The sequence below is a fragment of the Lutimonas halocynthiae genome (genome assembly GCF_030409835.1).
Classification (GTDB): Bacteria; Bacteroidota; Bacteroidia; order Flavobacteriales; family Flavobacteriaceae; genus Lutimonas; species Lutimonas halocynthiae.
In genome coordinates this window covers 614285-628799 of record NZ_JAUFQO010000004.1, presented here as the reverse complement: position 1 = coordinate 628799, position 14515 = coordinate 614285, and the positions used below count along the sequence as shown (strand labels likewise).

Sequence of the window (14515 nt, the reverse complement as noted above, 5' to 3'; positions counted from 1 at the left end):
AATCAGTCGTTAAAAAAGGCTGATATGTAATTCAATGGCCCAATGATCTTTTTCACCAGGTAATAATTCTTTGAAACCTATTTTGTGATTAAAGCTGTTCGCAATAGTAGTCATGGGTTCAATGGCAATATTTTTGCGATGAGGTGGCGTATATACCTGCAGATAAGTATCTTCAGGATAGTCAAATTTTAGTTCCAGCTCATAATTATCAGCAATGAATTGACAGGTAGCTTTTTCGAGTGAATAGGCATCATCAAAAGTTTTACCATCCATTTTAAATGATTTCGAAAGATCTGATTTAACCGTCTGTATGGGTAAATTCCTATTGTTACATTTATAAAAGTCCCTTGACGGAAATGAGAGCTGACAATTTTCTAAATTATTGACAGCAAAATAAGGATGCCATCCCATTCCCATTGGGAATGCAGCATCACCAGTATTCTCAACATCAAATGTTAACGAAACCTCTCCTTGGTGACTGACCTGATAGCTTAAAAGAAGTACGAAGGGGAATGGGAAACCAGGCTCTTTCCCGATTGATGTATATGACAAAACAACCGAGGCACTGTTTTCAGCAGTCTCAGAACTGATCAGCTTAAATTGTTTGTTGTAAACAAGACCATGCAAGGCATTGTTTAATGGTTTTTCATTGACGGGGAATTGGTGTGACTGCCCCAGGTGGTCATAAGCGCCATCTTCAATTCTGTTTGGAAAAGGAAATAAAACAGACGACCTATAAGTGGATTGATAATCAAGGAGTCCTTCATTGTCATGGCTGATTCCATCAATTATTCTAAGGCCGTTTATCATCAATTCCTGCAGGCTAGCACCTAGATTTGGGTATATCTTAGCAGATACTTTTTCGTTTCTAATATGTATGTATTCTAATAACTTATTAGAATCAACAACTTGTTCAATATGCATAGCGTTTATCTTAAAATAAAACCGTTCTTAATCGGGTCTTTCGGGTCTATTACAAATGTATGCATTCCAGTAATAAATGCAGTTCCTTCAACTTGAGGAATTATGGCTTTAAAAGGGCCAAAATCAACTTCATCAATAACAGATCCGATAAATACAGAATCTGTGATGCTTTCAATATGCATGCTGTCACCTATAGCGATTTCATTTCTGAGAAAGTGAATGGCCATCCTTCCCGAAACCCCTGACCCTGTTGGTGACCTGTCTACTTCACCATCAGCGAAAATGCAAACATTTTTACTGTCAACGTCTTTTTTTTCTGATTTACTCAGGAAGATCGTACCGTATAAAAAGCCTAATTCTTCATCAAAAGGGTGAAATATATCAGAATCTTGATTCATTACAGCCTGTTTTATATCCATTCCTTTTTTGATCAATTCCTGATAAGCACTTTTTGAGAGATCAAATTCAAAATGGTTCTTTTCCATATCGACATAGGCATAATAGGCACCACCATAAGCTAGATCATAGGTTACATTGCCAAGACCAGGAACAGCTACTTTTTTATCAAGACCAGCTACAAAACTCGGAACACAATGAAATCGAACAGCCTTTAAAATGCCATTTTCAACTGTAGCAAATGATGTTATCCTGCCGCAAGGGGCATCAATTTTTATGATATGATCACCTTCACTAACTTCAACCCATTCCATTTGTATGGCCAGGGTGGTCAGGCCGATAATAGCGTGCCCGCACATAGTAGAGTAGCCTTCATTATGTAAAAAGATTACACCGAAGTCTCCCTCGTCATCATTCGGAGGCGTTAGGATACAACCATACATATCTGCATGACCTCTTGGTTCAAATAGCAATGCGGTTCTCAAATAATCATAGTTTTCTTTACAATACCTTCGGTAGTCCAAAACAGAGTTTCCTTTAAGTTCAGGAAAACCATCTACAATTACCCTTAGGGGTTCACCACCCGTATGCATATCAATAGTGCTGACCTGAAGCCAATCTGAGTCAGGCATAAAGGTTTTTTTACGGCGTATGTTTTGATAAGTAGTCATTCGTTTTTCTATTGTTTAAACTTACTATTTTACCATTGTTCGAAATAGTATTTCGCTGCAATCAAATCTTCAGAGGCATGACCCACTGATTTGAAAAAAGTGATTTCCTTTTCTGATTCACGGCCTTTTTTGGCAGCAGAACAGAGATCGAATAAATCAGCTTTAATATCTTTTTTATCAAGTACTCCATTCTGAATCGGAATAACAATGTCGCCAGACTCCTTTAAGCCGCCTTGAAACGTATCTAAAAATATAGCAGACCTCATTATAGCCTCATCATCGGCTTCTCTCATATCTTTTTTATAGGCTCCAACAAGGTCTATATGTTGACCCTTAAGTAGGTGTTGACCAAATACTAAAGGCGTTTTTGATAAGGTAGCACACGAAATAATATCAGCCAATCCAAGGTACGGAATATAGTCTTTAACTGCGATAATGTCGAATGGATCAGGGGTCAAGTCTAAAGCGATTTCTTGGGCTTTTTTATAATCTCTTCCCCAGATATACACCTTTGTAATGGGTCTTATGCTGGCATGAGCCTTAATCAAATTTCTTGAAAGTGCACCGGTACCGATCATAAGAAGCACGGAGGCATCTTCTCTGGCTAAATAGGATGCTGCTAAAGCTGAAGTAGCGGCAGTTCTTTTAGCTGTGAGCGCCTTGGCATCCAGTATGGCGCGAATAGTTCCTTTATGCCCATCCATATACAGGTAGGTGCCTTGAATGGCGGGTAATTGGTATTTCCCATTGTTAGGATTGACCGTTACTATTTTAACGCCCATGTCATTGCCTGCTCTCCAGGCGGGCATTAATAATAGTGTTGAATCTATTCCTTCTTCAGGATTTTTGTAATCGTGATGATGCCTCATGGGTGTTTCAACAGATGCTTCAGCAAAACCGTCCTTTAAAGATTTGATGAGTAGATTGAAGTCAGTATGCGACTCCATGAATTCGTTTTTAATAAACGGAATTTGATCCATTGGGCTTTTTTGATTAAAAGTAATTATTAGTTCCTATTAATCCTATATTACCTTATAATTAGATAGGATAATATAGATATGCCTTAAGAAAGTACCATAATGAGCTCTTGATGGCAGCAATCCTGAAGCGGGTGGTTTATGGTAAATGTAGTTATTAGGAAAAAAGCATGATGTCAATTTCTTCATCAGGAAGGCGAATCATTTTTTCAAATTCCAAGCCCAGTTTCGATAATAATTTGATTGAGGAAGGATTATCCGGATTTACTATGGCAATAATTTTATCAAGTTTTAGATCCTTATAGCCATAGTCATAAACTGCTTTGGTGGCCTCAAATGCATAACCCTTGCCTCTAAACTCCGGGAGCATTCCGTATCCTATGTCTATGTGATCAAGCCCTTCTCTATCAACAAGGCCAGCAATGCCAATAATCTGTTGGTCACTTTTGCGGATCAGACTGTAAAACCCGAAACCAACTTCATCATAAGTCTTTAAAAAACGAGTCCGAATATATTCTTCTGTCTCCTCAATGGTTCGGATGCCTCTGTCTCCAATATTTTTAATCCAGTCTTTGTCATTCATTAACTTTAAAATAAAACCAGCATCATCTAGTGTGATTCTATTGATCAGCAGCCTGTCAGTCGAAATTACATTCATTAGGATAGATTTTCCCCCAAATATAAATTAAATTTTTAGCTTAAAACATCACTTTGTTTCTTATAAAAACTATCTGATTGTAACTTCAGCAAGTCCTTGGCTTTTTGTTTTTTATAGTCGTAAATCTCCTCATCCTTGGCTACGTCGTAATAGACTTTTTCATTTAATGAAATGTCAGTAGTCAAAACAGCATCCCTCTGATTTTTTTGTTGAGCTACCCAGGCTTTTAGCGTTTCTTCCTGTTCCTCAAACTTAAGGTCATAGGCACCTTTAGGAGCCATAATTTTCGCAAAGACTGGCGCTGTTTCAATCGCAATAAATAACAATAGTATAAACATTGATGGCAAAGAGGGTAGTTCTTCAAGTGCATTAATCCTGGCCATTAAGCCGTCAAATCCATCAATAATGGGTTGGCTATTGGCAGTTTGCAGTTTTTGTTTCTCCCTCAAATCTAATAGAACCATTTCTTTCCGTGCTATTTTTGTGGCACTGCTATCTTTTAATTGCTGTAGTTCTTTAAGCTGGGCATCATGCTTTTCTCTTTTTTCTTCATACACCGGGCCCTTACCAAGTTTCATAGTGCCTTGTGTTCCTTCCGCTTCAGTAATATAAGTATCGTATAAGGCGTTGACTTCAGTCTCTTTAGCAATAATATTAGCCTCAATAGATTTGATGTCGGCTTCAACTCTTTGTATCTCAGGTGTGAATTGCTGGGCGATCTGATCCTGATTTAACAGCGTCATATTATTTTTTTGTTCCAATAACACCCTATCTATTTCCTTTTCAAATATTTTTAATTCCAAAGGTTTAGAAATAACGATGGCAATGATCAAGGCTAAAACCAATCGGGGAGAAGCCTGAAGAAATTCCTTCCAAAAGGAATCCCGTTTTTTTATGGTTCCGACAATGAATCTATCCAGGTTAAAAATGAGCAAGCCCCATATTATACCAAATAATACTGCCATATAAACAGTATCAAAAACAGTGTATAAGGCATATGCACTCGATACAAATGCCATGACAGCTGTAAAAAATACAGTGCCACCAATACCGGCATATTTAATCTGTTCTGATTTAGGACTTTCCTGAAGAAGGTCGGTGTCTGCGCCAGAGCACATCCAAAAGAATTCTTTTATCATGATGAGGAGGGTTTAGTTAGAAACAACGTAATTATTCTCCTATATGTTGCCCGTTTATTGTTTTCGTTATGGTAAAGTTTTGTTAAAGTTTTCTGATTCCTTAGTTTTGCATGTTCTGAATCAATTTCTTTCAGACTTATTTATACATAGAATAATAATTGATTTAGTCTTTTAGACATGGGAATATTTAATAAATTATTTGGAAAAAAATTTGAGGCCATAAACAACTATAACCTGGTTCCAAAGGATTTGGCTGAAGTGCTGAATGTAAATGTTGCTTATAACAAATACGGCGCTTATTGTATGCCGGTTTCATCACAACACAGAACCTTGAATCAAAAAATTCTTAAAGGGCAGGTTTTTGAACCTGATACCATTCAGTTTATGGCAGAGAATGCTAAAGATGGAGATATTGTTCATGCAGGTACATTTTTTGGTGATTTTTTGCCAGGAATTTCAAGAGGTATCTCTGATAAAGCAAAGATTTGGGCATTTGAACCTAATCCAGAAAGTTATAGGTGTACTCAGATTACGATGCTGCTAAATGACATTCAGAATGTGACACTTTTAAATGCTGGATTAGGAGATGCGCCTTCGATTATTAGTTTGACAACTAAAGATAAGAAGGGGGTGAGTCTTGGAGGTTCAAGTACAATAGCTGATCAAGATAAAGAAGCAGGGACAACTGAACAAATTGATATCCTGACGATAGATGGATCTGTGCCAAAAGACAGAAATATTTCAATACTACAGCTAGACATTGAGGGCTTTGAAAAGCAGGCTTTAATGGGCGCTTTGGAAACGATAAAGAGATGTAAACCCATCATAGTATTAGAAGATGATCATGGTTTTACCAAGAGTGAATGGTTCAGAGACAACATATTATCTTTAAACTATAAAATGGATAAGAAACTTCATTATAATCAGGTGATATTGCCCATCTAAGCTGCAGGTGATATGCCTATAGGATTATAGTTTAAAGTGTAAAGATTAATTATTATTGTTACACAAGCAGTTTTGGGTTTAACCAAGTATTTAAATGTACTTTTATCATCTTATTTGACAGCCTATGAGTTTATTAAAGAAATTAGAACAAAGAAGTGGTACTAAATGTGAGTTATGTGCTTCTGAAGCGCAATTAAATGTTTACGAAGTTCCGCCGACGTCATCAGCTGATGAAAGTAATAGTATTTTGGTTTGCGATACATGTTCTGATCAAATTGAGAATCCTGATCATGTCGAGGTGAACCACTGGCGCTGTTTAAATGATTGCATGTGGAGTGAGGTTGCTGCTGTTCAAGTTGTGGCCTGGAGAATGCTGACAAGACTAAAATCAGAGGGCTGGCCACAAGATCTATTAGATATGATGTATCTGGATGAAGACAATTTGGCTTGGGCAAAAGCAACTGGTGAGGATGTAGAGCCTGAAACTGAAATTATTCATAGGGATGTAAATGGCGTTGTACTAAAAACTGGAGATTCTGTAGTCTTGATTAAAGATTTAAAAGTTAAGGGATCAAGCCTGGTTGCAAAGCAAGGTACGGCTGTTAGGCGAATTTCTTTGGATAGAGACAATGCAGAATTTATTGAAGGGAAAGTAGGCCCAACTCAAATTGTGATAATTACCAAATACGTTAAGAAAATAGGTTGATCAATCCTCGTAGCTATAGTTAAAAGTTTCAATATCTTTTGACCATAATTTAGCTACCAGATCTTTGTTTTTTTGATTGAAGTATTGGGAATAATCAATTTTATCTCCTCTTTTACGATGGGTCAATTGTTTGTTTTCAATATTGAGTTTTGAACATATGTAATTCCAATCTTCCTGTAGGTTCTCAAATCTACCGATAAAATCCATTTGTAATATCCCGTTTTTATCACACAGCATATTAACCATATGGGCATCGCCTCTTTTTGATTGATAAACGATATACTCGTCAAAACCCATTTTGTTCACTTTCTTGAATCGGCCATGACTGGGTGTTCGCTTGATAAATTCATATTCTGATACAAGTCGTTTCCAAGGGTTTCTGATGAAGGCGAATTTAAAATAAGCGTCAAAAATTGCTTTTGGCATTAATTTTTTCACTTTTAAAATGTCACTGTGTTGTCTGTAGGCAAATTTTTGATAATCAGCTTCTGTTTTAAGTAACCTGCTTTTAACTTTTGATGCTAATTTCTTAGCAGGTTTTATACTTAAAGGCTCTAGCGTATCTCTAATGCTGCTCCCGGCAGCCTTTCTTATATGAACAAAAATGAACTTATTTGAGTCAGATATGAGCATTACTATGATTCCTTATTATATAATTCTGTAAAATAATGATGGAACAAGGGAATGGTTTCAATTCCTTTTAAATAATTAAATACCCCGTAGTGCTCATTGGGTGAATGGATGGCGTCACTATCAAGACCAAAGCCCATTAAAATAGTTTTGCTTTTCAATTCCTTTTCAAATAAAGCAACTATTGGAATGCTCCCACCTGATCTTTGAGGAATCGCCGGAACACCAAATGTTTCTGAATAAGCTTTATTAGCCGCCTGGTATCCAATATTATCAATTGGTGTAACATAAGGATGTCCACCATGATGAGGGCTTACTTTGACTTTCACAACGTTAGGTGCAATTTTTTCAAAATGCTCAACAAATAAATTGGTAATTTCATCAGGATCCTGATCTGGAACCAAACGCATGGAAATTTTAGCATAGGCTTTACTGGCAATAACCGTTTTGGCGCCTTCACCAATGTATCCACCCCAAATACCATTTACATCTAGGGTAGGTCTTATAGAATTTCTTTCGTTTGTCGAATAGCTCGTTTCTCCATAAACATCTTCAATATCTAATGCATTTTTATAGGCGTCTAATGAAAAAGGCGCTTTTGCCATTTCTGTTCTTTCTTCTGGGCTCGCTTCAATAACCTTGTCATAGAATCCGGGAATCGTAATATGATTATTCTCATCGTGCAAAGAGGCAATCATTTTTGTCAGTATGTTGATTGGATTGGCTACAGCACCGCCGTAAAGACCTGAATGAAGATCTCTGTTAGGTCCGGTAACTTCAACTTCTACATAGCTAAGACCTCTTAACCCAGTTGTAATTGAGGGTTGCTCATTAGAAATCATTCCAGTGTCAGAGATTAGAATCACATCATTACTCAATTTGGATTGATTTCTTTTTACGAACCATTCCAGACTTTCAGAACCTACTTCTTCTTCACCTTCTATCATAAACTTGATATTACAAGGAAGTATATCAAGCTGCATCATCACTTCAAAAGCCTTTATATGCATGTACATTTGACCCTTGTCATCACAAGATCCTCTGGCGTAAATAGCTCCTTCAGGATGGGTTTCTGTTTTTTTAATTACTGGTTCGAAAGGTGGAGAATCCCACAGTTCAATGGGGTCGGCAGGCTGCACATCATAATGACCATAAACCAAAACTGTAGGTAATTTTTCATCAATTATATGCTCCCCGTAGACGATAGGATAACCGGGTGTTTCACAAATCTCAACCATTTTACATCCTGCCTGATTTAGAGCTGCTTTTACAGCGTCAGCCGTTTTTAAAACATCATTCTTAAATGCTTTATCTGCACTTACAGAAGGAATTCTTAATAAGTTCAATAATTCATCAATAAACCGTTGTTTGTTTTGATCAATATAGGATTTTATGGCAGACATATGAGGATAGTTTTTTTTTACAGAAACAAATATAGACAAAAGAAAAGACCTATTTTTAAGGTCTATAAGATTTAAAAAAAGAATATTTTACAATCAAAAATACAAGGAATGAAGTCAAGAAGATCATTTATTCAAAATGCAAGCTTTATAGGAGCTGGGTTGAGTTTGGCACCTAATTTAATTTTTGCTACACCAGATAAAAAGTCTTCAGTCAATATTGGTTTAATAGGTGTAGGCTTAAGAGGAACCAATCATCTCAATAACCTTCTTTCCAGAGATGATGTGCAGGTTATGGCAATCTGTGATATCGATCAAAACAGAATTGATCTTAATCTGGATCTTATAGAAAAAGCAGGTAAAAAGAAACCCGAGGTTTTTGGAAAGAACGAACTGGATTATAAAAATTTATTGGAGCTTCAAGACCTTGATGCTGTTATCATTGCAACACCTTGGTTATGGCATACCAGAATGGCAAAAGACGCGATGCTCGCTGGTAAATATACCGGGCTCGAAGTATCAGCTGCTAATACCATGGAAGAGTGCTGGGATTTGGTAAATACCCATGAACAAACAGGTACGCATTTAATGCTACTTGAAAATGTGAATTACAGAAGAGATGTTTTGGCAGTATTGAATATGGTCAGGCAAAATGTATTTGGAGAGATGATGCATTTTAGATGCGGCTATCAGCATGATTTGCGTTTTGTAAAACTTAACGATGGCAAATCTGCCTATGGAAAAGGTGTTGAATTTGGTGACAAAGGAATTTCAGAGTCAAAATGGAGAACACAGCATTCCCTATTGCGTAATGCTGACGTTTATCCAACACATGGAGTAGGACCGATAGCAGCCATGACAAATATCAATCGAGGCAACAGGTTTGTTTCGATGACCTCACATGCTACAAAGAGCAGAGGCCTGCATAATTATATAGTGGAAAATGGAGGAAAAGATCATCCGAATGCAAAATTAAATTTTAAAATGGGAGATGTCATTACCAGCACTATAGAAACTGCTAACGGCGAAACCATCATTATTACGCATGACACGAGTTTACCCAGACCCTATTCGCTGGGATTCCGGGTTCAAGGGACGAAAGGTCTTTGGGAAGTGGACGGCAGCCGTGTTTATGTTGAAGGGGTTTCAGAACCCCATAAATGGGATGATGCCGACCCATGGTTGAAAAAATATGACCACCCTTTATGGGTTAAATACGGTGAACATGCTTCTGGAGCCGGGCATGGGGGTATGGATTTCTTTGTAATTCACGCATTTGTTGAATCAGTTAAACAACAAATTGCACCTCCAATTGATGCATATGATGCTGCGGCTTGGAGTGCCATTACACCCTTATCAGAGCTGTCTATTGAGAACAATGGTGCTCCTCAGGATTTCCCTGATTTCACAAGGGGTTTATGGGTGAAAAGACAGCCTTATAACTGGATCAAAGATTCTTTTTAAAAACGATAACAAATTTCCAAAACTTTGTTTGCTAATTTGCAAAAATGATTATATTTGCAATCCAAATTTCGCGGGCGTGGTGAAATTGGTAGACACGCTAGACTTAGGATCTAGTGCCTCACGGTGTGAAGGTTCGAGTCCTTTCGCCCGCACCAACTTAAAAGCTTCTCATTTAGAGAAGCTTTTTTTATTTTATGAAGATAAAGGAAACTGGTTTGGCGGGCGATCCTGGCGCTATCTGGCCCGTCACTAAAAATGTCTGCGAGACATTTTCTTTACGTTCCGTCCTGCCCGCACAAAGAAGCTCTTCATATCGAAGGGCTTTTTTTATACATTATATTTATGTGTTTTATTAATCTAAGTAGCGGGCGATCCATGCGCCATCTGGCCCGCCTGCCTTCCGGCAGGCAGGTTCACTAAAAATGTCTGCGAGACATTTTCTAACGTTCCGTCCTGCCCGCACCAATAAAAAAGCTTCTCATTTCGAGAAGCTTTTTTTATTTTATCAAGATAAAGGAAACTAGTTTGGCGGGCGATCCGAGCGCCATCTGGCCCGTCACTAAAAATGTCTGCGAGACATTTTCTTTACGCTCCGTCCTGCCCGCACAAAGAAGCTCTTCATATCGAAGGGCTTTTTTTATACATTAAAATCATGGGCTTTATAAAGCGAAAGAGCGGGCGATCCATGCGCCATCTGGCCTGTTCGCTAAAAATGTCTACTAGACATTTTCTTAACGCTCCATCCTGCCCGCACCAACAAAAAAGCTTCTCATTTCGAGAAGCTTTTTTTATGAATTGATAGCATCAGTTTTAATTCCTCTTAAAGAGGAAGCCCTTATTTTCAATTAGTAGAAGTATAAAGACGAAAACGGAATCTATTTCAGAAAGTTAAAAATTTAGTTTTTTGACATTTTGTATTTTTTAGTACCTTCACCGGGCAGCAATAAAATGATCTACCCGAGTGATGAAAAATAAAAAGATAACCCTAAAAGAGTTAGCGGCTATTTTAAAAGTGTCTGTTTCAACAGTTTCTAAAGCTTTAAATGATAGTTACGAGATTAGTGAGGCCACTAAAAAGAAGGTCAAGACTGCTGCGATTAAGTATAATTACTCTCCCAATTTACTTGCTCAGGGGCTAAAAACAAAAAGAACAAAGATTCTTGGTGTAATTATTCCTGATATGCGTGCCCCATTTTTTATTAGAGTTTTACGAGGTATCGAAAGAGAAGCGAGTGATCAGGGCTATAATATATTGACCTGTTTTTCCAATGAATCTTTTACAAAGGAGAAAGCGACACTTGATATGTTGTCTCAGGGAAATGTTGACGGCATCATCATGGCTTTATGCAAAGAATCTCAAGAACAGGGGCTTTATATGCATGTTAATGAGACGATATCCAAAGGTATACCGGTGACTTTATTTGACAGAATAGATGATCGTATCAAATGTGATAAAGTGGTAATCAATGATTTTGAATCAACCTATAATGCAACAAAGGTGCTCATTAAGTCAGGCGCAAAAAATATTTTATTTATATCTCCTATCAGTACAACTTCGATAGGAAAAGACCGGTACAGAGGCTATTCCTATGCACTTTCAGAAAGAAAGAGTTTATCTGAACACGTATTGCATTTTGAGGAATACAAAGATTTTTCATCTGATTTAAACGCGGTTCTGAAAAGTGAGAAGATTGATGGGATCATCGCTGCAAATGAACTTACTGGTATTTCAGCCATCAATATTGCTTCTCGGTTAGGCTTTAAAATTCCTGAAGAGATTTCAATAATTGGTTTTACAAATGGTCTTTTGTCTATGAATAGTAATCCTCCTTTGACTACTATAAGTCAGCATGGAAAAGATATAGGTAAGGTGTCCACTTCTAAACTGATTGAGAGGCTCAAAAATGATAAATTGGAATATGCTACAACCGTCATAGAAACAACATTGATAAAAAGGGGAACCACAAAGAATTAATTGGGTCTTTCTTTTCCGCAATTGTGTTGACCAAACCTTCTACATTACAGCCACTTTTTTCTTTTAAAATAGAATAACATCAAGATCGTAATAACGGCCATTACCCCAAGCATTATAAAATACCCGTATTTAATTTGTAATTCGGGTAGAAATTCAAAGTTGGTGCCGTATATACCGGCGATAAAGGTTAAGGGTATAAAAATGACAGAAAAAATGGTCAGAAACTTCATGATATCATTCAGTTTACTGCTGATGATCATATGGTAAATATTCAGTTGGTCAGATAATAATTCACGATAACTATCCAAGGTGTCGCTTGCTTGATTCATATTGCTAACCAATTCCTTGAAATGTACATCATTCTTTTTATGAATGAAATCAGATTCTATTTTAGACAATGCCAGAGCCATTTCCCTGGCGGGTTTGATACCTTTTCGAATATAATTGAGTTCTTTTTTAAACAGATTGATTTGTTCTATAACGTTCTTGTCTGGTTTATCAAGTATAACATCCTCAAAGGATTCTATCTTCTCTCCAAATAAACTAAGCACGTACAAATAATGATCGATAACCGTATCTAAAAGAGCAAATGCCAGATAGTCGGTTTTAGAATCCCTTAGTGTTCTTTTATGATTTCTTATTCTCTCACGAACGGGCTCAAATACGTCTCCTTTTTTTTCCTGAAAGGAAATCAAAACATTGTGATTGAACATAATACTGAGATTTTCAACTGAAAAATGTTCATTCTCTTCATTGTATTGAACCATTTTTAGTGAAAGAAAGATCCATTTTTCATATTCATGAATTTTTGGTCTAGCATTTGTCTCCAAAACATCGGCCAGTAAGAGCCGGTCTAAATCTAGCGTGTCTCCAATATCTTTTATAAGCTGAAGATCATGAAGACCATCAACATTTATCCAGGTAACCGCATTATTTGATGAGGACTCTGGTAAATTCTTTGCTGATTCAATCAGATTTTCCTCAACGCTTGACTCATTAAATTCGATACTTCTGAGAAGTACTTCATCTATTTTTCTTTTACCTCTAAAAATAAGTTCTTGAGGAGAAAGGCCAATTTCGTCTTTAGATGTTTTTAAATATCCTGCCATAAAGCAAATGATTAATTAAGTCCAAAGTAATCATTTTTGCAGAATACTACTCAAAATAAATGTCGATCAGCTCATTTACATAGTAAACCCGTAAGAGAGGTCAATACTAAATGAAGTTTCTTTCCCACTTATATTATATTCGTAGGAGGCTGATAGACCTAAAGAACTTTTTAGGTTTAATGGAATTAAATAGCCGAAGAAGAGTGCTGTACTCCAGTCTCCACTGGTGAATTTATAATTTTTGTCTTTATTATCAGTATCCATAAATCCTTTTCCTAAACCCGTACCCACTGACCAACGTTCGCTGATAAGGTATGATCCTGTTATTGCCGCAGTAAAAGTACTCACAACCTTATCTTTTTTGACATCGGTTTCCTGATCCCACATTAAACTACCTGCGATACCGATAGGTACTTTGTTTAATCGACGACTATACTCTCCGCTGAAGCCGAAAAAATGAGCATCACGCTCAAAGACCTGACCGTAACTTCCAGCCAGACTCATGAAACCTTTTTTTTCAGCATCTCTAGATATATTAGCATTTAGTTGCGCTGCGGCAATAACTGGTATAAGCAGCATTGTGTACATTATTGTGCGGAGCAATAATTTAGTCACCCTATTGTAATAGATACTCATAATGATTGCTTATAATTGGCATGCATAACGGCAAAAATACTATATACACGAGTATAAACATAATTGTGTTTTTAAGATACTTTTCAAATGCAAAGAATTCATTTATTTTTATTAATTCATATCATATTTTATGAAAGCCTTAAGAATGTCTTACGTTAATTAATTCGTATTTTTGCTTTAGGCACGTATTTTGTGCTTTATAAATAAGAAATTTAAAACAACAGTGATGAAAAAACTAACAAGCCTATTTACACTTTTTGGAGCAATTTTGATAATGGTCAGTTGTGGACCTTCTGTGAGCGTAACAGATTCATGGCATGCGCCTGATATAGCAGAATCAAAATCAGATCACTTTGTTGTTATGGCAAGAGTAGATGATGTTGTTGGAAGACAGCGTTTTGAACAGGAAATTGTAAAACAATTAAAAGCAGGAGGTGTTGATGCCGTAGAGAGCTATAAAAAATTTCCTGAATTGAATTTAAACCTTAAAATGACTCCAGATCAAATTGATGCACTAGTGGCAGATCTTTCAAAGCAAGGAATCAATGGTATTGTTTTAACTGTAATTAAAGATATGAAGACAGAGATAAAAACTACTTCAAGTGGAGGCTATAGCAGCGGCTACTATGGAGGGTTTAATGGTTATTATGGGTCTTATCATTCTCCTTATGGTTATGGAGGATCTTATGTTCCTGCATCGTCAAGAACATATGAATCTGACATTTATAAATTAGAAACGGTGGTTTTTGATTTAGACAGACCCGGAGATCAAATGATCGCTGTGATATCTGTAAATATTACCGATCCTAAATCAGCTTCAGAAGTAGCACCAAAATATGCTGAGAAACTGGCTAAGGAGTTTGAAGGCAAAAATAAATAGGTCTT

14 protein-coding genes and 1 tRNA gene are annotated in these 14515 nt (G+C 36.8%); 6 read left to right on the top strand and 9 right to left on the bottom strand.

Annotated features, from left to right (window positions below; translation table 11 throughout):
• Positions 1 to 9: 9 nt before the first annotated feature.
• The 5 genes from QWY87_RS08605 to QWY87_RS08585 form a co-directional block, all read right to left on the bottom strand.
• Positions 10 to 924, bottom strand: a complete 915-nt coding sequence (locus QWY87_RS08605; RefSeq protein WP_290290287.1) for an aldose 1-epimerase — start codon at positions 922 to 924, stop codon at positions 10 to 12.
• Between the two features lie 5 nt (positions 925 to 929).
• Positions 930 to 1952, bottom strand: a complete 1023-nt coding sequence (locus QWY87_RS08600) for a proline racemase family protein (protein WP_290290285.1) — start codon at positions 1950 to 1952, stop codon at positions 930 to 932.
• Between the two features lie 68 nt (positions 1953 to 2020).
• Positions 2021 to 2971 (bottom strand): bifunctional Delta(1)-pyrroline-2-carboxylate/Delta(1)-piperideine-2-carboxylate reductase, encoded by a 951-nt coding sequence (gene lhpI, locus QWY87_RS08595; RefSeq protein WP_290290284.1) that lies wholly within the window; start codon positions 2969 to 2971, stop codon positions 2021 to 2023.
• Positions 2972 to 3125: 154 nt separating this feature from the next.
• Entirely contained in the window at positions 3126 to 3626 is a 501-nt protein-coding gene (locus tag QWY87_RS08590) for a GNAT family N-acetyltransferase (RefSeq protein WP_290290283.1), read from the bottom strand.
• A gap of 35 nt (positions 3627 to 3661) precedes the next feature.
• A complete protein-coding gene (locus tag QWY87_RS08585; RefSeq protein ID WP_290290281.1) occupies positions 3662 to 4765 on the bottom strand; it encodes a DUF4407 domain-containing protein in 1104 nt (367 codons plus the stop codon).
• A 177-nt stretch (positions 4766 to 4942) separates the two neighbouring features.
• Here QWY87_RS08585 and QWY87_RS08580 point away from each other — a divergent pair, with 177 nt between their 5' ends.
• Both QWY87_RS08580 and QWY87_RS08575 read left to right on the top strand, forming a co-directional pair.
• Positions 4943 to 5710 (top strand): FkbM family methyltransferase, encoded by a 768-nt coding sequence (locus QWY87_RS08580; protein WP_290290280.1) that lies wholly within the window; start codon positions 4943 to 4945, stop codon positions 5708 to 5710.
• 124 nt (positions 5711 to 5834) lie between these two features.
• Positions 5835 to 6416, top strand: coding sequence for a PhnA domain-containing protein (locus tag QWY87_RS08575; protein WP_290290279.1), 582 nt, complete (start codon positions 5835 to 5837; stop codon positions 6414 to 6416).
• Here QWY87_RS08575 and QWY87_RS08570 read toward each other — a convergent pair whose 3' ends face one another.
• Both QWY87_RS08570 and QWY87_RS08565 read right to left on the bottom strand, forming a co-directional pair.
• Positions 6417 to 7049 (bottom strand): sulfotransferase family 2 domain-containing protein, encoded by a 633-nt coding sequence (locus QWY87_RS08570; RefSeq protein ID WP_290290277.1) that lies wholly within the window; start codon positions 7047 to 7049, stop codon positions 6417 to 6419.
• A gap of 2 nt (positions 7050 to 7051) precedes the next feature.
• Positions 7052 to 8449: a dipeptidase gene (locus QWY87_RS08565; RefSeq protein WP_290290275.1), complete on the bottom strand. Its 1398-nt coding sequence runs from the start codon at positions 8447 to 8449 to the stop codon at positions 7052 to 7054.
• A 108-nt stretch (positions 8450 to 8557) separates the two neighbouring features.
• On the opposite strand from QWY87_RS08565, the gene QWY87_RS08560 reads away from it, so the two are divergent.
• From QWY87_RS08560 to QWY87_RS08550, 3 genes are all read left to right on the top strand, one after another.
• Positions 8558 to 9910 (top strand): Gfo/Idh/MocA family protein, encoded by a 1353-nt coding sequence (locus QWY87_RS08560; RefSeq protein ID WP_290290273.1) that lies wholly within the window; start codon positions 8558 to 8560, stop codon positions 9908 to 9910.
• Between the two features lie 70 nt (positions 9911 to 9980).
• Positions 9981 to 10065 (top strand) — tRNA-Leu (locus QWY87_RS08555).
• Positions 10066 to 10874: 809 nt separating this feature from the next.
• Positions 10875 to 11885, top strand: coding sequence for a LacI family DNA-binding transcriptional regulator (locus QWY87_RS08550; RefSeq protein WP_290290271.1), 1011 nt, complete (start codon positions 10875 to 10877; stop codon positions 11883 to 11885).
• 44 nt (positions 11886 to 11929) lie between these two features.
• On the opposite strand, the gene corA is transcribed toward QWY87_RS08550, so the two are convergent.
• Both corA and QWY87_RS08540 read right to left on the bottom strand, forming a co-directional pair.
• Positions 11930 to 12994: a magnesium/cobalt transporter CorA gene (gene corA, locus QWY87_RS08545; protein WP_290290269.1), complete on the bottom strand. Its 1065-nt coding sequence runs from the start codon at positions 12992 to 12994 to the stop codon at positions 11930 to 11932.
• A gap of 75 nt (positions 12995 to 13069) precedes the next feature.
• The gene (locus QWY87_RS08540; protein ID WP_290290268.1) at positions 13070 to 13573 is read right to left on the bottom strand and encodes an outer membrane beta-barrel protein; all 504 of its coding nucleotides are present in this window, start codon (positions 13571 to 13573) and stop codon (positions 13070 to 13072) included.
• Between the two features lie 283 nt (positions 13574 to 13856).
• Here QWY87_RS08540 and QWY87_RS08535 point away from each other — a divergent pair, with 283 nt between their 5' ends.
• Positions 13857 to 14510 carry a hypothetical protein gene (locus QWY87_RS08535; RefSeq protein ID WP_290290267.1) on the top strand — a complete coding sequence of 218 codons (654 nt, stop codon included), beginning with the start codon at positions 13857 to 13859 and terminating at the stop codon, positions 14508 to 14510.
• Positions 14511 to 14515: the final 5 nt, after the last annotated feature.